Origin of the sequence: Priestia sp. Y58, assembly GCF_029522095.1 — a bacterium.
GTDB lineage: Bacteria > Bacillota > Bacilli > Bacillales > Bacillaceae_H > Priestia > Priestia megaterium_E.
In genome coordinates this window covers 276,607-294,292 of the sequence record NZ_JAKWFL010000004.1, presented here as the reverse complement: position 1 = coordinate 294,292, position 17,686 = coordinate 276,607, and the positions used below count along the sequence as shown (strand labels likewise).

Annotated in this window: 16 protein-coding genes and 2 riboswitches; of the genes, 4 read left to right on the top strand and 12 right to left on the bottom strand. The window is 39.3% G+C overall.

All coding sequences use genetic code 11. From position 1 onward, the window contains the following. Positions 1 to 118: 118 nt before the first annotated feature. The 5 genes from MMB68_RS14760 to MMB68_RS14740 all read right to left on the bottom strand — a co-directional run bounded on the left by MMB68_RS14760 (position 119) and on the right by MMB68_RS14740 (position 5,429). The gene (locus tag MMB68_RS14760; RefSeq protein ID WP_277549141.1) at positions 119 to 991 is read right to left on the bottom strand and encodes a hypothetical protein; all 873 of its coding nucleotides are present in this window, start codon (positions 989 to 991) and stop codon (positions 119 to 121) included. 435 nt (positions 992 to 1,426) lie between these two features. After that, positions 1,427 to 1,897 (bottom strand): 6,7-dimethyl-8-ribityllumazine synthase, encoded by a 471-nt coding sequence (gene ribH / locus MMB68_RS14755; RefSeq protein WP_013056007.1) that lies wholly within the window; start codon positions 1,895 to 1,897, stop codon positions 1,427 to 1,429. A 91-nt stretch (positions 1,898 to 1,988) separates the two neighbouring features. Continuing rightward, positions 1,989 to 3,182, bottom strand: coding sequence for a bifunctional 3,4-dihydroxy-2-butanone-4-phosphate synthase/GTP cyclohydrolase II (locus MMB68_RS14750; RefSeq protein WP_097824380.1), 1,194 nt, complete (start codon positions 3,180 to 3,182; stop codon positions 1,989 to 1,991). A 16-nt stretch (positions 3,183 to 3,198) separates the two neighbouring features. Then, positions 3,199 to 3,858 carry a riboflavin synthase gene (gene ribE / locus MMB68_RS14745; RefSeq protein ID WP_013056005.1) on the bottom strand — a complete coding sequence of 220 codons (660 nt, stop codon included), beginning with the start codon at positions 3,856 to 3,858 and terminating at the stop codon, positions 3,199 to 3,201. Positions 3,859 to 4,136: 278 nt separating this feature from the next. Further along, positions 4,137 to 4,287, bottom strand: a riboswitch (FMN riboswitch). 107 nt (positions 4,288 to 4,394) lie between these two features. Next, the gene (locus MMB68_RS14740) at positions 4,395 to 5,429 is read right to left on the bottom strand and encodes a YkvI family membrane protein (protein ID WP_260507798.1); all 1,035 of its coding nucleotides are present in this window, start codon (positions 5,427 to 5,429) and stop codon (positions 4,395 to 4,397) included. A gap of 344 nt (positions 5,430 to 5,773) precedes the next feature. Continuing rightward, positions 5,774 to 5,880: riboswitch (SAM riboswitch) on the top strand. Positions 5,881 to 5,987: 107 nt separating this feature from the next. On the opposite strand from MMB68_RS14740, the gene MMB68_RS14735 reads away from it, so the two are divergent. From MMB68_RS14735 to MMB68_RS14725, 3 genes are all read left to right on the top strand, one after another. Then, on the top strand, positions 5,988 to 7,826 hold the full coding sequence (locus tag MMB68_RS14735; protein ID WP_277549140.1) for a bifunctional homocysteine S-methyltransferase/methylenetetrahydrofolate reductase: 1,839 nt from the start codon (positions 5,988 to 5,990) through the stop codon (positions 7,824 to 7,826). Then, the gene (metH, locus tag MMB68_RS14730) at positions 7,827 to 11,270 is read left to right on the top strand and encodes a methionine synthase (protein ID WP_034268190.1); all 3,444 of its coding nucleotides are present in this window, start codon (positions 7,827 to 7,829) and stop codon (positions 11,268 to 11,270) included. 325 nt (positions 11,271 to 11,595) lie between these two features. Further along, the gene (locus MMB68_RS14725) at positions 11,596 to 12,393 is read left to right on the top strand and encodes a Cof-type HAD-IIB family hydrolase (RefSeq protein ID WP_013056000.1); all 798 of its coding nucleotides are present in this window, start codon (positions 11,596 to 11,598) and stop codon (positions 12,391 to 12,393) included. 57 nt (positions 12,394 to 12,450) lie between these two features. On the opposite strand, the gene MMB68_RS14720 is transcribed toward MMB68_RS14725, so the two are convergent. From MMB68_RS14720 to MMB68_RS14700, 5 genes are all read right to left on the bottom strand, one after another. Beyond that, complete coding sequence (locus tag MMB68_RS14720; RefSeq protein ID WP_013055999.1) at positions 12,451 to 12,657, bottom strand: hypothetical protein; 207 nt, start codon at positions 12,655 to 12,657, stop codon at positions 12,451 to 12,453. A 48-nt stretch (positions 12,658 to 12,705) separates the two neighbouring features. After that, complete coding sequence (locus tag MMB68_RS14715; protein ID WP_013055998.1) at positions 12,706 to 12,969, bottom strand: hypothetical protein; 264 nt, start codon at positions 12,967 to 12,969, stop codon at positions 12,706 to 12,708. Positions 12,970 to 13,173: 204 nt separating this feature from the next. After that, positions 13,174 to 13,548, bottom strand: coding sequence for a cbb3-type cytochrome c oxidase subunit I (locus tag MMB68_RS14710; RefSeq protein ID WP_050689415.1), 375 nt, complete (start codon positions 13,546 to 13,548; stop codon positions 13,174 to 13,176). Positions 13,549 to 13,721: 173 nt separating this feature from the next. Continuing rightward, positions 13,722 to 15,020 (bottom strand): NCS2 family permease, encoded by a 1,299-nt coding sequence (locus tag MMB68_RS14705; RefSeq protein WP_221785675.1) that lies wholly within the window; start codon positions 15,018 to 15,020, stop codon positions 13,722 to 13,724. A 230-nt stretch (positions 15,021 to 15,250) separates the two neighbouring features. Then, positions 15,251 to 15,535: a hypothetical protein gene (locus MMB68_RS14700; protein WP_277549139.1), complete on the bottom strand. Its 285-nt coding sequence runs from the start codon at positions 15,533 to 15,535 to the stop codon at positions 15,251 to 15,253. Between the two features lie 675 nt (positions 15,536 to 16,210). Between MMB68_RS14700 and MMB68_RS14695 the strand changes: the two genes are divergently transcribed. Next, on the top strand, positions 16,211 to 16,570 hold the full coding sequence (locus MMB68_RS14695) for a YueI family protein (RefSeq protein WP_277549138.1): 360 nt from the start codon (positions 16,211 to 16,213) through the stop codon (positions 16,568 to 16,570). Here MMB68_RS14695 and MMB68_RS14690 read toward each other — a convergent pair. After that, positions 16,523 to 16,777, bottom strand: coding sequence for a hypothetical protein (locus MMB68_RS14690; protein ID WP_264409006.1), 255 nt, complete (start codon positions 16,775 to 16,777; stop codon positions 16,523 to 16,525). The two genes, MMB68_RS14695 and MMB68_RS14690, sit on opposite strands and share 48 nt — an antisense overlap. A gap of 130 nt (positions 16,778 to 16,907) precedes the next feature. Continuing rightward, the gene (locus tag MMB68_RS14685) at positions 16,908 to 17,609 is read right to left on the bottom strand and encodes a cell wall hydrolase (protein ID WP_221813071.1); all 702 of its coding nucleotides are present in this window, start codon (positions 17,607 to 17,609) and stop codon (positions 16,908 to 16,910) included. Positions 17,610 to 17,686 lie beyond the last annotated feature (77 nt).

Below are 17,686 nucleotides of genomic sequence, written 5' to 3'. Positions count from 1 at the left end.
CCCTGTTTCGGCTTTCTATTATTTGCTTTCCTATCTTACAAATAATACGCATAACCGTCAATTCATTTTTCTTTGTTTCAAATATTATTGAACTAAACTATTTGAGTTACGTATTATCTTAGTAGTTCTTCGCTGGAAACGCAACGTCTTTTTTGCTCGTCCCATAACAATTTTTCATAATAAAGTTTTGAAGCATAACGCTCAGAATGAATGCACCCGCTTGTAGAAGCGTAAAAAGAACAAGTGAAGTGGTAATAGATACCAGCAAAATCCCATAGTGAATCAGCAAAATATCTACTATACGCAGCCCCGCTATAATCATTCCAGCTCCAACAAAAAATTCTTTGGCTACACTCCAAACGAGGAGAATCGTAACAACACAAACGTAAATCATCGTTGCATTTACGGAATCATGAGTAGCCGACGCAAACCATCCCGTATAAAACCAATTATTATGAAAATATGCTAACAGCATAAACATAATAGTAGAAGTAATGGCGAGCATCCCGAGAAAAAATGTAGCGTAATGCACAAATGTCATATACCGTTCTGTTAGCCATACATACCAAATCTTTGAAATGCTAAAGCCTATAGTCATTAAAACGCCTGTATAAACTGTTTTCCACCAGTGATGTTCATAAATATGCCAGTGTAAAAATAATTCTTCAATCCCCATAAATATAGCTGAAATAATTAAAATATAGCGGAATTTTAATTGATAAGCAGCTACCACCATAGCCATGATTGGAAAAGCAAACGCTTGAGAAGTTAAGGAACCAAACAAATTATCAAAATATTCATTGGTCATAAAATCAGGATCGTAATCGTAACTTTCAAACAACACAAATACAACATATTCTAGTACATAAGCCATTCCAATGATAAAAAAAAGCAAAACAACTAGCTTTTTATCTTTTTTACGTTTGAATACTGTAAGCAAAACGGCTGTGCTGATAATAATCAATGCAAAAAAAGCAGTATAATGAGGCATAGACGTCTCCCTTTTACGACCTAATTATTACTTAGAGTAAGACGTTTTAGCCAAATTATACATAGCTAGCTTCTATTCAAAAGAGCTTGAGACATAACTACATCAATCCAATCTAAAGGCGAACAAACGGGATACATAAGATAGTATGGATCGCTTTTTACACTGCAATTGATTTCCGTGCAAGACTTCGCTTTCCGCGCGCGGCCGCTGAGCCTCCTCGTCGCTTCCGCTTCTGAGGGGTCACACTTCTTCCGCTTTTCCTGCAGGAGTCTTTGCCTTACCCTTTAGTTAGAAGCCACCATATAAATGAAACCTACGTTCACCCTACTAATGAAAAGATCCGAACGATTCATCGTTCGGATCTTCCTTCAACTAACATACTTTTGTTTCAGCCTCTTTTAACTCTTCAGCTTATAAAAACTGGAATGGTCTCTATTATCCTTCAATCATTTTTGAAAGGTTAGCCATTTCGATAGCTGATGCTGCAGCTTCCCATCCTTTATTTCCTGCTTTTGTTCCTGCACGCTCAATTGCTTGCTCAATTGTTTCAGTTGTTAATACACCAAAGATAATTGGCACGCCTGTTTGTAAGCTTTGAGATGCAACACCTTTTGCTACTTCATTACATACAAAATCAAAGTGTGGAGTAGCTCCTCGAATAACGGTGCCTAGCGTAATAACTGCATCATATTTTTTAGATTCAGCTAATTTTTTGGCGATTAATGGGATTTCATAAGCGCCCGGCACCCAAGCCACGTCTACATCTTCATCAGCTACGCCGTGACGTTTGAGCGCATCTTCTGCGCCACTAAGTAAACGGCCTGTAATAAATTCATTAAAACGCCCTACCACGATTCCGATTTTTAATCCTGTGCCTACTAAATTTCCTTCATATAAATGATTCATCTTTTGTTCCTCCTGCTAGTAGTAATGTATAGTTATTTACATTTCTTTTCATGAATTAGCTTCATTTGTTATAACGAAAAAAAGTGTAAACTTATAAATGTAATAAATGGCCTAATTTTTTAGCTTTTGTATCTAAGTATTTTTTATTGGCATCCACTGCCGGCATTTGAAGAGGCACGCGCTCGACCACTTCAAGGTCGTAGCCTTTTAGCCCAGTAATTTTACGAGGGTTATTCGTTAAAAGCTTCATTTGTTTGACTCCAAGGTCTTTTAAGATTTGAGCACCGATTCCATACTCTCGTAAATCTGCAGCAAACCCGAGTTTTTCATTCGCTTCTACGGTATCGTATCCTTCTTCCTGCAGCTTATATGCTCTTAGCTTATTTAATAAGCCAATGCCCCTGCCCTCTTGACGCATATACAGCAGAATGCCGCGTCCTTCTTCTTCAATTTGCGTAAGAGCCGCGTGAAGCTGAGGACCGCAGTCGCAGCGCTCAGAGCCAAACACATCTCCAGTCAAACACTCGGAGTGAACGCGAACGAGAACGGGGCTATTATGATCAATATCACCTTTGATAAGAGCCACATGTTCTTTATTATCAAGTTTATTTGTATACCCTACAGCTTTAAACTCACCAAATGCCGTAGGTAAGCTCACTTCTACTTCACGGCTAATAAGCTGGTCATGTTTGCGGCGGTAGGCAATCAAATCTTTTATCGTAATCATTTTTAAATCAAATTGCTCTGCAATTTTTGTTAAATCCGGTACGCGTGCCATTGTTCCATCTTCATTCATAATTTCACAAATAACACCCGCAGGCTTCCCTCCTGCTAATACGGCTAAATCAACTGCAGCCTCTGTATGACCTGCACGCTGCAGAACGCCCCCGTCTTTTGCAATCAACGGGAAAATATGTCCTGGGCGTTGAAAATCACTTGCTACCGTCGCTTCATTTACAAGAGCCATAACGGTAGCAGAGCGTTCGTATGCACTGATACCTGTTGTACTTGAAATATGATCAATACTTACTGTAAATGCTGTTCCATGGACATCCGTATTGTTCGCTACCATCGGGTGAAGATTCAATTTATGCGCAATTTCTTCATTAACAGGTGTACAAATTAATCCTCTTCCATGAGTAGCCATAAAGTTAATAACCTCAGGCGTCGTTTTTTCGGCTAATGCAATAAAATCTCCTTCGTTTTCTCGATCTTCATCATCGCATACAATAACCACTTTTCCCTTTTTTAACTCTTCAATGGCTTCTTCTACTTTATGAAACATCTCTTTCACCTCACTGTTAATTTGTAAAACCATGCTGCTGCAATAAATCCTTCATGTTACCTGAACGATTCGAGGCGCCAGGAGTTGACTTATTTGTCATCATCTGATGCATATATTTAGCTAACATATCGCATTCAATATTCACCTTGTCTCCTCGCTGTTTGTCTCCAACGACTGTGTGAAGCACCGTATGAGGAATAAGAGAAATAGTAAATGATTGGTTGCTGACATCAAAAATAGTAAGACTTGTTCCGTCTACGGAAACAGATCCTTTTAACATCATAAATTCACGAAGTTCAGGATCGACTTGAATTTCATAATAAAAGGCATTTCCTTTACGTGTTTTGCTTACAATGGTTCCAATTCCATCAACGTGTCCGCTAACGAAATGCCCTCCAAACCGGCCATTTGCAGCCATCGCCCGTTCTAAGTTAACACGTGATCCAACGGTTAGAAGCTGAAGGGTACTTGCTTTAATCGTCTCCGGCATGACGTCGACCGTAAATTCATTTTGAGAGTATGCCGTTACGGTTAAACAAACGCCGTTAACTGAAATACTGTCCCCTAAGTTCACGTCTTCTAACACGGTCTTAGCATCAATCGTAAGAACAATTGCTTCTGTAGCCTTTTGAATACGTTTTATTTTTCCAATTTCTTCAATAATACCTGTGAACATTTTCTTCACCTGCTTTGGCGCTATTCCAACTTCTTATGCCGTTTTGAAACAGCAGCTGCTTTTTTTTCATATTTATCTTTCCCCCAACCACTGAAAATAAAAAAGCCCCTTGAACAAACGTCCAAGGGGTCGGCTGAGCTGAATCAGTTTTATCTATGCAAAATTCCGCTAATTGTATACGAAATAAACAGTTATATTTTGTGTACAAAAACAAGGGTAGCTTTAAAAAAGGCAAACCTGTCCCTTATTAATACAACACAAAAAAACAACTGTGCTTCCTGATCCTTCTCCCATCCAGACTTTTACTGTCGGCTCTAGATTTTAACTAGATCCACCGCTAACATACATCGTATGAAAACGGGTCACGGGCTTAAAAGCATATGCTTTATCACCGCCGGTTGGGACTTGCACCCGACCCCGAAGGATAATATATTCGACTACTAGAGTCTTATTTGTTTTACATTATAGCAAAGTAAAATCGACTTGTCACATCATTTAACTTCGTTTTTTCACATCTATTCTTTAAAATCTAGCTTTTAGCTTATTTTTTCTTTTTTAATACATAGCATCCATACAAAAGCTAGTCCAATATAGCCAAATATCGGATACAAAAACTCAAGAAGCTGTGCATATCCAAATTGCCCAATAATAAAGCATGCCAAGATAATAAACGCAAAAGCTTGCTTATCATTCAGGGGAAGAAATGACTGAAGCTGCTTAGCGATTCCAAATACATTTCCAATCAATGTAGTAAAAATCTCGCCTAACACAACTACCGTAAATAAAACATTCACCCACGCTGAGATATTTTTAACAACGGCACTCATAGGAATATCAAGTTGAAATGAATAAGGCAAATTGGAAAGGGCAAGATGAGTAGAAACAAGCATAAACGTAAGTACACATCCTCCTATTACGGCCCCTTTTTTAATCACGCTCCTATCTTTCACGGAGCTTCCTAATGGAACTAAAACGGCCTGAGCCAAAGCTAGATTTAGGGAAATATATAAAAAGGGACTAACCGCCCACTTCCACTGCGTGACGAGCGTTAAATCCGGCTTCGTTTGAATCAGTGAGAAATAGCTGATATTTGGCACAAAGATGATAAAAGCAAATGAAAGCATCATCGGCACAACAAGAGAATTAACCATTAAAATACCGTTAATTCCTCTTGCGATAAATATATAAGTTAAAACAATTGTAAAAATCATCCCAACAGGAGGCCACAGCCCAAACTGTTCTTTTCCTATTGCCCCCGTACTCGCTAGCATGACTGAAGTTACTCCAAATAAAATGACAATCATTACACCGTTTACCACTTTTCCAAGCACATCACCAAATAAATATGTATTAAGCTGCTGATAAGAAGAAGCCCCAATTGCGTGCGAAAGCAGCATCATTTTTGAACCTAGCCAAATAAAAAACAAGCCGCTGACCAAAATTCCGACCATTCCAAGTTCTCCGTACTGTGTAAAAAATTGAACGATTTCCTTCCCTGTTGCAAAACCGGCTCCTACAACGGTTCCTACATACGTAGCAGCAACCTGCAGCGTGAGTTTCCACCTTTTCATGCCCATCACCCTTCTACCCTTCATAGTTCACTATATGTAGAAACGGTTAAAAAAAGACGAGCCTTTTTACGTATAAATCGACACATATCCCAGCGCTTGTGCCTTTTCGTTTATTTTTTATTTTTCATTTTCTTTTTGTATTTCTTAAAAAAAACTCCTTAACCCCTAACATAACAGTCATTTTCAAACAAAATATACGGATATTTTCCCTTTACCTTTTAAATTTTCCTCAATATTTGCTGGAAATTCATAATTTACTGTTGTATAATTTCTAAAAATCAGATAAATTATTAAATAAGTATTCTTTCTATTTAAAAAAATATGTTTCAATTATATACAATTGATTCTTATCATGAGAGGTGGAGGGACTGGCCCTTTGAAACCTCAGCAACCAGTCGTTAGAGACATGGTGCTAAATCCAGCAAGCAATTTATTGCTTGGAAGATAAGAAGGCGAAAAAAGTCTTCTTCTTAAGAAGACTTTTTCTATTTTATCGGCATATTGCATAAAACGAATCACTCGTGAAATAGAAGCGGAACAATTTAAGGAGGTTTTGACATGGGGTTACTTGAAGATTTAAAGTCTAAAATTTTAATTGGGGATGGTGCCACTGGTACCCTCCTTTACTCACACGGTATTGACAGCTGTTTTGAAGAACTAAACATCACCAAACCAGAAGAGGTTTCTCGTATTCACAGAGCCTATGTAGAAGCTGGTGCAAACGTTATTCAAACAAATACGTACGCTGCTAATTATCAAAAACTTGCCCGTTATGGATTAGAAGATTCAGTCAAAGACATCAATGTTGCTGGTGTAAAATTAGCGAAACAAGCTGCAAAAGATCAGGCTTACGTGGTTGGTACACTCGGCGGAATTCGTTCTTTCCAAAAAAACGCTATTAGTTTAGAAGAAGTTAAGCGAAGCATTCGTGAACAAATGTTTTGGCTTTTAAATGAAGGCGTGGATGGCCTTTTATTTGAAACATACTATGATTTCGAAGAATTAAAGACCGTTCTTACACTGGCAAGAAAAGAAACGGATAAGCCTATTATTACCCACGTTTCCCTGCATGATATTGGCGTACTGCAAGATGGGCGTCCTTTAGCAGATGCATTAAAAGAACTAGAAGCGTTGGGAGCAGATGTTGTCGGGCTAAACTGCCGTTTAGGTCCTTATCATATGATTCAGTCTCTTGAAGAAGTACCGCTTCCTGATCGTGCTTTCTTATCTGCTTACCCTAATGCCAGCCTTCCGGCATATGTGGAAGGAAAGCTCGAATATGAAACGAATGAAGACTACTTTGTAGAAAGCGCACGTTTATTCCGCGAACAAGGGGTTCGCTTAATTGGAGGATGCTGCGGTACAACACCAGCCCACGTACGCGCAATGTCATCTGCCTTAAAAGACCTACCTCCGATTACAAGTAAAGTCGTTAAAATGAGACCTGCCGTTACGGTTCAAGAGCGTGAGCAGCAGGATAAACCTCATATGCATGAAATTGTGAAGAAGCGCCGCTCGGTTATCGTCGAGCTAGATCCGCCTAAACAGCTTGGTCCGACGAAATTTTTAGAAGGCGCAAAAGCACTTGATAAAGTCGGCGTAGATGCTATTACATTAGCTGATAATTCTCTTGCCTCACCTCGCATCAGCAACTTGGCAATGGCAACACTGATGCAGCAAGAAACAAAAGCACGACCGCTTATTCATATTACCTGTCGCGATCGAAATTTAATTGGACTTCAATCTCATTTAATGGGACTTCATACGCTAGGAATGAATCAAGTACTTGCAATTACTGGTGATCCGTCAAAAGTTGGCGATTTCCCTGGCGCCACTTCAGTCTACGATTTATCTTCATTTGACTTGATTAGTTTAATCGCTCAGTTTAATGAAGGACTATCTTATTCCGGCAAACCGCTTGGTCAAAAAACCAATTTTTCCATTGCAGCTGCCTTTAACCCAAACGTGCGTCACTTAGACCGAGCCGTTCAGCGTTTGGAAAAGAAAATCGACTGCGGGGCTCACTATTTCATTACTCAGCCTCTCTATTCAACTAAGCAAATTGAAGAGGTATATGAAGCAACCAAACATTTAACAACGCCGGTATACATCGGGATCATGCCGTTAACAAGCGCAAGAAATGCTCGATTTATTCACCATGAAGTACCTGGAATTAAATTATCAGAAGATATTCTAGAACGCATGGACGCAACGGGAAATGACCGGCTTCGCGGTGAAGTCGAAGGCCTTGCGATTGCAAAAAACTTAATTGATACAGCATATGAGCTATTTGACGGTATTTACTTAATTACGCCGTTTATGCGCTATGAAATGACCGAAATTCTAACACGCTATATTCATGACAAGCAACTTGTTACATCAGAAAGGAAGATATAAATGAGCTCACTTATCGAACAACAACTAAAGAAGCGAATACTCGTCATCGATGGAGCAATGGGAACGATGATTCAAGACGCTGATTTAACCGCTGAAGATTTTGGCGGCGAAGAATATGAAGGCTGCAACGAATATTTGACTCGAACAGCGCCTCATGTCATTCAGCGCATTCATGAAGAGTACTTTGCAGCAGGTGCTGACATCATTGAAACCAATACGTTCGGCTCAACATCTACCGTACTTGATGAATACGATTTAGGTCACTTGGCGTATGAATTGAATATCGAAGCTGTGAAGCTTGCTTGTGCAGCCCGCGATAAATATTCAACTCCCGAATGGCCTAGGTTCGTAGCTGGAGCTATCGGTCCTACCACTAAAACTCTCTCTGTTACCGGAGGTATTACATTCCCTGAGCTAGTAGAATCGTACGAAGAGCAAGCTCGAGGTTTGTTAGACGGCGGCGTTGACTTGCTTTTAGTCGAAACCTGTCAAGACATGCTGAACGTAAAAGCCGCATTTCTAGGCATTACAGCGGCGTTTGAAAAACTAAAAATCGAAGTTCCTATTATGATTTCAGGAACAATTGAGCCGATGGGAACAACTCTCGCTGGTCAAGATATCGAATCTTTTTACTTATCACTGGAACACATGAAGCCTCTTTCAGTCGGACTTAACTGCGCGACAGGCCCTGAATTTATGACGGATCATATTCGCTCTCTTTCAGACCTAGCCACTTCAGCAGTTAGCTGTTATCCAAACGCTGGACTTCCGGATGAAGAAGGCAATTATCATGAATCCCCTGAGCTGCTTGCTCAAAAAATTAAAGGGTTTGCTGATAAAGGCTGGCTGAACTTTGTAGGCGGATGCTGTGGTACAACGCCTGCTCATATTAAAGCACTGGCTGAAGCGGTAAAAGAGGTTGCGCCTCGTTCGCTTGATCGCTCCGAGCATAACCATGCTGTAACCGGTATTGAACCACTTGTATATGACGATTCTATGCGCCCTCTTTTTGTGGGAGAACGCACGAATGTAATCGGTTCTCGCAAGTTCAAACGCCTGATTGCGGAAGGAAAAATTGAAGAAGCATCTGAAATTGCGCGTGCTCAAGTTAAAAATGGTGCTCACGTTATTGATATTTGCTTAGCAGATCCCGACCGTGAAGAAATGGAAGACATGGAGGAATTTATTCAAGAAGTTGTAAAAAAAGTGAAGGTTCCTCTTGTAATCGATTCAACCGACGAGAAAGTTATTGAAAAAGCTTTAACGTACTCGCAAGGTAAGGTCATTATTAACTCCATTAACTTAGAAGATGGTGAAGAGCGGTTTGACGCAATCTTACCGCTAGTAAAAAAATTCGGTGCAGCTCTGGTTGTCGGTACAATCGATGAAACAGGCATGGCCGTTACTGCAGAACGAAAAGTAGAGATTGCTAAACGCTCACATGATTTGCTTGTTGAAAAACATGGCTTTAATCCAAAAGATATTATTTTTGACCCTCTTGTGTTTCCTGTAGGGACTGGTGATGAACAATATATTGGTTCTGCTGAAGAAACAGTTAAGGGAATTAAAATGATTAAAGAAGCCCTGCCTGATTGCCTGACCATTCTTGGCGTAAGTAACGTGTCATTCGGTCTTCCTCCAGTCGGACGTGAAGTACTAAATGCGGTTTACCTTTATCACTGTACGCAGGCTGGACTCGATTATGCCATTGTTAATACAGAAAAATTAGAGCGCTATGCTTCTATTCCAGAAGCTGAAATTGAGCTTGCTAATGCGTTATTATTTAACACAACTGATGAAACGTTAAGCACGTTTACCGACTTTTATCGTGATAAAAAGAAAGAAGCAAAAGTAGAAATTTCTACGTTAACACTCGAAGAACGATTGGCAATGTATATTGTCGAAGGTACAAAAGAAGGATTGCTTCCTGATTTAGAACAGGCTTTAGCTCAATATGATGATCCGTTAGACATTATTAATGGACCGCTTATGAAGGGGATGGCGGAAGTTGGACGTTTGTTTAATGACAACCAGCTGATTGTAGCAGAAGTGCTTCAAAGTGCGGAAGTTATGAAAGCATCCGTTGCCTTTTTAGAACCTCATATGGAAGCAACTGAAAATGATTCTGGAAAAGGCAAAGTGATTCTTGCAACGGTTAAAGGCGACGTGCACGATATCGGTAAAAACTTAGTGGACATCATTTTAAGCAACAATGGTTTTAAAGTAATTGATTTAGGAATTAAAGTAACGCCCCAGCAGCTGATTGAAGCAGTAAAAGACGAAAAGCCAGACATCATTGGCCTGTCAGGTCTTCTAGTAAAGTCAGCTCAGCAAATGGTTTTGACTGCCCAAGATTTAACACAATCAAGCATTGATGTTCCAATTATGGTAGGAGGCGCTGCCCTTTCCCGTAAATTTACTGACTTTAAAATTGCCCCGGAATATGAAGGTGCGGTCCTCTACGCCAAAGATGCGATGGACGGATTAGCGTTAGCAAATAAGCTGCAGAACAAAGAAGAAGTTATTCAGCTTTTAGCAGATTTAAAAACGCGGCAAGAAAAGAAAGTAACGGTTCGAGAACGCCAGCCTCAAACCGCCCAAGCAGCTACGGCTGTTTTAGAAAGATCCGCCATTTCAACGGACGTTCCTGTTTTTGTACCGGCTGATTTAAAGCGGCACGTTGTCAAACACTACGATTTGGCACAGGTTCTTCCGTATATTAACTGGCAGATGCTTCTAGGCCATCACTTAGGACTAAAAGGAAAAGTAAATAAGCTGCTTGCTGAAAAAGACGAGCGTGCCGTTCAATTAAAAGAAACCGTTGATGACCTGCTCGAACTGGCACTAAAAGAAAACTTAATTAAGCCAGCGGTTATTTATCAGTTCTTTCCTGCTCAAGCAGATGGAAATGATTTAATTATTTATGATCCTGCTGATGAAAAAACAGAAATTGAACGCTTTACCTTCCCTCGTCAAGCAAAAGGACAGTTCCTGTGCTTATCTGATTTTGCAAAGCCTAAAGAAAAAGAGATGGACTATGTATGTTTCTTCTCTGTAACAGCAGGAACAGGCATTCGCGAACGCGCGGCGAAATTCAAAGAAAACGGCGAGTTTTTAAAAAGTCACGTGTTCCAAGCTCTTGCGCTTGAACTAGCTGAAGGATTAGCAGAACGTGTTCATCAGCAAATTCGTGACCGATGGGGATTCCCCGATTCGCCAGACTTTACAATGGCGGAGCGTTTTTCAGCCAAATACCAAGGTCAGCGTTTTTCATTCGGATATCCTGCATGTCCGGACCTTGAAGACCAAGCAAAACTGTTTAAATTAATTAAACCTGAAGACATCGGCATTCAGTTAACAGACGGTTTCATGATGGAACCAGAAGCTTCTGTTACAGCTCTTGTTTTTGCACATCCTGAAGCGAAATATTTTAACGTATTGTAAAACATGGCTGCGACAAATGTATTTTAGTTGAAGAAAGATCCGAACGGCAAATCCAGATTCTTAATTGAGAATCAACTCCGTTCGGATTTTTTTCATTGTAATGGTGAACTAGATTTCATGTAGCTGTTTCTAGCTGTTGATTGGAGGACAGGGCCAAGACTCCGGGGAAAAGAATTGATATAGTTATGTCTTAATCTCTTTGAATTCACCGCCGGCTTGAGCTTTTTTTATGAGTTTCTTGGGAAACACTGATAGAATAAGGAATGTAATAAATTTGTAACACTCTTATCACAGCAAATTTTTCAGGGAAAGGAATTTTCAAGGTATGATTAAATTATTTGTAAGCGACCTAGATGGCACTCTTTTACACGAAGAAAAATACGTAGAACAGCATAATGCAGACGCACTTAGTGAACTTCAGCGCCAGGGAGTAGAGGTTTGTCTTGCTTCTGGACGAATGGATACGGAAATTTTAAAAATTTCTACTGATATTAATAATACATTTCATCGCATTAGCCAAAACGGAGGATTTGTGTGGACCAAAGAAAATCAAGAACTTCATGGAAAAGTGTTTGAAGATGATTTAGCGGTTCAACTTTATAAAAAAACGATAGATCCTAATCGTATTACGCTTGTCTGTTCAAACGACACGAATTATGTAGAGCAGCGAAATGAAATTATTGAAGCAATTGAAACTCACATGTTTTTCCCTATCGAAGAACAAATTGAAATGACGGATTCATTTGGTCACGCTCTTTCTCCATCTAAAATCACGGTTCTTGGAGATCATGATGAAATGGTAGCTCTGCAAAAAGAAGTGAACGAAGAGTTTGGTGATTATATTGATACATATATTTCTGCCAAGCAGTGTTTGGATATTATGCCTAAACATATCAGCAAAGGAAATGCCATTGAAATTTTATTAAATCATCTTCAGCTAAAACCAGAGGAAATTGCATGTGTGGGGGATTCATTTAATGATATTCCTATGTTTCAATTAACGCCGAACAGTTTCGCTATGGCTACAGCTCCTGAAGCTGTTCAGCGCCACGCCTCTGCCGTTGTGTCATCTGTTAGTGAAGCAGCGCGTATTGTATTAGAAAAAAATAAGCAAACAACCTAAAAAAAGCGGTCAACGTTTAAATTGACCGCTTTTATCTATTTAATAAGAAAACGGTAGTTATTTTTTTCGTAAAGAACGAAAAAATTCACCTAAGCTTTTTTGCTTCCCATCTGCATGCTCTCCGTGATTAACCAAGCTGCTGATTCTTTCTCGTCGAACAACAACCATAATAAGAGTGGCAAAAAAGATAATGGAAACGGCAATGACAACCAGTGCAAGAACGGATGCTACAATAGCTTCAGAAGTCGTTAGTGACGATAGCATCTGCCTCGTACACCTCCATTTCGTTTGTGGCGAAAAGGAGCCTAGCAATTAGAAATGCAAATAATCTTTTTTCTCAGCTTGATGCATGTTATTATACACCATTTTCATTTTAGAGGCTGTAGCTTTTAAAGACGTAGACGAATCCACATCTTCGGCTAACATAATGTTTACTAAGTCAACCACAGAACGAGACAACAACTCTACATTATTTTGCAACTCTAATTCGTCATAAGTCGTACGGTCTTGAAGACGAAGTCGAATAATTTCATTTGCTAGCTCCCTAACACGCACTAATTGTTGATGTTCTCCCATAGTATCTCCGCCGCAGGAAACTTATAATCAGCCCTTTTATTGGCTTTTATAAGAGCTAGAAATCCCTGCAGCTTACCCCTCCTTATAAAGATGCCTAGCACACCTTTATGTAAATCGCACTTTCACCTTGTTTACATGTATATTCGCCATAGCTGGTTCTTTTTCCTTTTGAAATTAGCAGCCATCGTCAACGACCTTCTTCGTTTATCGTTCCGATTTCAAATTTTTAAGGATGTGATATACGAAAATTAAAACGCCAATAGCCGTAAGTGTTGCTCCTGCTGCCACTACGGGTGTAAAAGCTTGGTTTTCTAGTACGATCATGAAAAATAAACCAATCATCATGACCGGTAATCCTATATTATGCAACCATACGTGCAGTTTAGCTAATTTACTTTCGCTAAACGCAGGAAACAAATAATAAATAAGCCCCGCTAATGTAAGAGACGTCCATCCTAATAAATTGATGTGCACGTGAACAGGCGTCAAAGCGTAGCTGTGAACAATTGACATATAATACCCCAATATGATGCCAATTCCAAAATAAACGGCTGATATTTTAATTAATTTAATTCCCATTGTTTTCTCCCCCTTATATCCCCTCCGACTTCTGTACTACTTTACGCAGGAAACGTCATTTTAGAAGCGGCTGATTAACCAAAGGACACGAAATACGGAGTATGATATCTAAAAAGAGGATTCTTTACCGCAAACACAAAAAACAGCTGAGCAAAAGTACTCAGCTGTCTATTTTAAGCAATATAATGCAGCACAAAATTCAAGAAAAACAACAGCGCGCTTACATACATAAACATCGATACTTCACGCATTTTACCAAGGAATAATTTAAGCAGTGGATACGCAATGAACCCAAATGCAATTCCATCAGCAATGCTGTACGTAAGAGGAATAAGCGCAATAATTAAAAATGCAGGGAAACCTTCTGTTAAGTCCTGTAAATTGATGTTTTTGATATTTTGAATCATCAATGCTCCAATAACAATAAGAATAGGTGCAATAGCACTATCTGGAACCAGCTTGATAAATGGAATAAACAGAAGTGAACTTAAAAATAAAACTCCTGTAATCAGCGATGTTAAACCCGTTCGCCCTCCAGCTGCAATACCAGATGCTCCTTCTACAGAAGACACCGTTGGACTTGTTCCAAACACGCCGCTTAGTAACGCTGAGGCGGCTGTTGCTTGAAAGGCCCGCGGAAATTTGCTATCTTGATTCATCATACCTAGCTGACCATGCAGCAAACCGATATTTTCAAAAATCAATACCATTGTTAATGAAAAGACAGCTGCCCAAAACGCAACGTCTCCAATAGCTCCAAAAGACAATGTGCCAAAGCTGCTAAAGAAGTCGTTCACGCTCTCAGCGGACTGTCCTTTTTCTGCACCGCTTCTTACACCAAGCAAGAAGGCAAGGACTGATCCAGCAATCATGCTTAACAAAAAGTTACCTTTCACATTTCGGATAAACAGTACGATTGTGATAATTAACGTCAACAGCGTACTGATCACAAACGGATCTGACAAGTCTCCAAGTGCTACAAAAGTGTTTTCGCTTGGAACTACAAGCTTCCCTTTTTGCAAACCGATAAATGTTAAAAATAAGCCAACACCGACTGTTATCGCTTCTTTTAGCGAATGCGGAATCGAAGAGACAATTTTGGCAGACAGTCGTGAAAAAGCTAGTGCTATAAAAAGAAATCCGGATATCACTACTGCTAATAACCCTTCTTGCCAAGATAATCCCATTGATTGAACCATCGTATACGTAAACAATGCATTAATCCCCATACCTGGCACCAGAATAAGAGGCGCATTTGCCCAAAAAGCCATAATAACACAGCCTACAAAAGCCGAAGCTACTGTTGCGAATATTCCTGCTTCAAGCGGAATACCGGCATCAGACAAAATGGTTGAATTAACAGCAATAATATACACGATGGAAAGAAATGAAATGACCCCAGCTAAGCTTTCTTTTCCAACAGTTGTTTGGTGGTCGTTTAAACGAAACAACTTTTCAAATAATGCGTTCAATCTAATTTCCTTCTTTTCATCTATCCCTCGCCCACCCAGTGACCAAAAATGCCACCGAAGTTATTATAGCAAAATCAACAATTGTTGCAAGGAAAACTTGTCTCCTTTAGCTTAAGCGTTCATTCCTTATTTAAAACTGTTATCATTTTCTAAACGTAACGTCTTCCATTCATTCTATATATACCTTGGATTGGACATAATAAAAGAGCGCTTTATCAGCGCTCATTGTTTTAATAATAATAAGGGTAATATGGTGGGTACGGCGGATAATAATATGGTGGTGGATAACCGTAATAACCTGGACCTCCTAGTGCACTTCCAAGAACTAATCCTCCAAGAAATGGAGCTCCAAAGCCAAAGCCGAACCCCGGACGGCCGAAACCAAAACCAGGACGGCCGAAACCAAAACCTGGGCGACCGAAACCGAATCCTGGACGACCAAAGCCTCCAAAGCCTCCAAAACCTCCAAAACCACCGAATGGTCTTCTTATGTCATTAATATCAAATTCTTGCATGATACATGCCTCCTCAAATTATATTTCATTCTCTTTATTACATATGTTATTCACCTACTTCTTGCATAGGCAATCGCCTCTTTTTTTGTGATTTCTTAAAAAATATTCCTTTTCTACTACCTCATTAGGATTAAACAAGCGTACAAACATATATTTTTTAAGGCTTTGAAACATACTACATGTAACTTATGTAAAATAAGAGAGATGAAACGAGGAATGCACCTTTATAATTTGCAGCAGCTGCTGCAATGAGAAATAAACATAATATGAACGTATAAAAAGAACGCTCAACAAAAATGTTGACCGTTCTTCTTATGAAAATACATAGCGATTTTTTATTAATTTATCTGACCCTTTGCTTGACCGTATATGCCCTAAAGCTATATAATCCCCTTTTTATACAATACGCTTTGAACATAAAATCATAGGAGCGTCTCCCCAAACGCTGCTATGTATGTATATCTGTAATCGCTTACAAACCTTTAATAAAAAACCGATATGATTTTCTATCTATTTACATTAAACAATATTTCAGGCTAAATTTCAACATTTTTTTTGTTTTTCTTTGTACTCAGCAAAAAAACAGGTGATATAGCACAGTGATTTTCCTTTTTTCCTGTCCCTTTTACTTATAGCCATAATCGTTTATAGTTTATAACGAAAGGAAGTGACGCAATGTCTGATCAACTAGAAGAATACTTAGAACGAGGAATGTACGGAGCAAAGGAAACAAAAAGAGACGAAAGAAGATATTTCTTAACTGCTCTACGTGAGAATATTGAATTTGCGCTAAAAAAGGGGCAAGTCATGAAAAACGATGCAGCAAAAATAAAGCCTCTTTTAAAAAAAGTGAAAGACGGTCATTTGTTTTTAAATGGCTCCTTGTCTTATTCATACCTCTCCCCCTATATTCAAGCGGCTAACCAACATAAAGTGCCTTTTACCATCGTTCAGAACTTAGAAGCTGATACTGATATTGGTCTGGTTTTAACGGGTTCTGAAGGCAGTTTGGAACGAGATATCTTTGTAGACTAAAAAAAGAGGTTGACACATAACGAAATGAATCCAATCTAAAGACGAACAAATAAGATACATGAGCTGAACCGCTTGTGACACGGCAGTTGATTTCCGTGCAAGACTTCGCTTTCCGCGGGCGGCCGCTGAGCCTCCTCGTCGCATACGCTCCTGTGGGGTCTCACCTGTTCCGCTTTTCCCGCAGGAGTCTTCCGCCTTGCCCTCCAATCAACTGCTAGAAAGACCTAAACAAATCGAGCCTACGTTCACCTTAATAAAAAACGAACCACTAATCAAACATCTTGATTAAGGGTTCGTTTTTTAATTCGTCTAAAATACTTTTGTCGCAGCCTCTTTTTTATTTAGCAAATACATGATGATCAATTGTTTTAATTACAGCACGTGAACGAATCCAGTTATCGGTAGCTGTTTTTGGATTATAAAAGTAAATGGAATCATCTAAACGATCTTTTCTAGTCAATGCTTGCTCTACTGCTTTTTTCGAATCTTCTGAAGCAGGTTTGTTAATTGATCCGTTTTGGACCGGTGAAAAAGCGTATGCTTTTCCGACAACTTGTTTAATAACTCCTGTTACCGTATCTGGAAACTTCGGAGAATCTACACGGTTTAACACCACTGTTGCTACCCCTACTTTTCCTTCATATGATTCGCCTTTTGCTTCAGCTTCTACTAAGCGAGCTAATAAATCTTTTTCACTTGCAGAGATCGAAACTGCAGGTGTTTCCTGCTCTGCGGGTTTTGCTTCTGGCTTAGCCGTATGAGCCGGTGCTGCCGTTGAAGGTTCCGTTGTTTCAGCAGCCAGCACTTTTGTCTTACTCGGAATAGCTAATGTTTCACCAATATAAATCATATCTCCTTGACGATTGTTTAATTTTTTAATATCGTCAATTGTTACACTATATCTTTTACCTAACTTCCAAAGACTATCGCCTTTGACTACTTTATAATTAGTTGCAGCCGTAGCTGTTGCATTAAAACCTATAAATGAAAGAGTAGCTAAACATGCTACTACCATTGATTTCATATAACTATGTTTCATAGGTAATACCTCCTGAAATTTCGTATGGTATTACTCTATCATAGCTATATAGGGGTTTCACCGAACGATTCAATTAC

What these genes read in the sequence shown, in the direction of transcription:
- MMB68_RS14760 (WP_277549141.1), bottom strand. Translation starts at nt 991, where the DNA reads ATGCCTCATTATACTGCTTTTTTTGCATTGATTATTATCAGCACAGCC.
- ribH (WP_013056007.1), bottom strand. Translation starts at nt 1,897, where the DNA reads ATGAATCATTTATATGAAGGAAATTTAGTAGGCACAGGATTAAAAATC.
- MMB68_RS14750 (WP_097824380.1), bottom strand. Translation starts at nt 3,182, where the DNA reads ATGTTTCATAAAGTAGAAGAAGCCATTGAAGAGTTAAAAAAGGGAAAA.
- ribE (WP_013056005.1), bottom strand. Translation starts at nt 3,858, where the DNA reads ATGTTCACAGGTATTATTGAAGAAATTGGAAAAATAAAACGTATTCAA.
- MMB68_RS14740 (WP_260507798.1), bottom strand. Translation starts at nt 5,429, where the DNA reads ATGAAAAGGTGGAAACTCACGCTGCAGGTTGCTGCTACGTATGTAGGA.
- MMB68_RS14735 (WP_277549140.1), top strand. Translation starts at nt 5,988, where the DNA reads ATGGGGTTACTTGAAGATTTAAAGTCTAAAATTTTAATTGGGGATGGT.
- metH (WP_034268190.1), top strand. Translation starts at nt 7,827, where the DNA reads ATGAGCTCACTTATCGAACAACAACTAAAGAAGCGAATACTCGTCATC.
- MMB68_RS14725 (WP_013056000.1), top strand. Translation starts at nt 11,596, where the DNA reads ATGATTAAATTATTTGTAAGCGACCTAGATGGCACTCTTTTACACGAA.
- MMB68_RS14720 (WP_013055999.1), bottom strand. Translation starts at nt 12,657, where the DNA reads ATGCTATCGTCACTAACGACTTCTGAAGCTATTGTAGCATCCGTTCTT.
- MMB68_RS14715 (WP_013055998.1), bottom strand. Translation starts at nt 12,969, where the DNA reads ATGGGAGAACATCAACAATTAGTGCGTGTTAGGGAGCTAGCAAATGAA.
- MMB68_RS14710 (WP_050689415.1), bottom strand. Translation starts at nt 13,548, where the DNA reads ATGGGAATTAAATTAATTAAAATATCAGCCGTTTATTTTGGAATTGGC.
- MMB68_RS14700 (WP_277549139.1), bottom strand. Translation starts at nt 15,535, where the DNA reads ATGCAAGAATTTGATATTAATGACATAAGAAGACCATTCGGTGGTTTT.
- MMB68_RS14695 (WP_277549138.1), top strand. Translation starts at nt 16,211, where the DNA reads ATGTCTGATCAACTAGAAGAATACTTAGAACGAGGAATGTACGGAGCA.
- MMB68_RS14685 (WP_221813071.1), bottom strand. Translation starts at nt 17,609, where the DNA reads ATGAAACATAGTTATATGAAATCAATGGTAGTAGCATGTTTAGCTACT.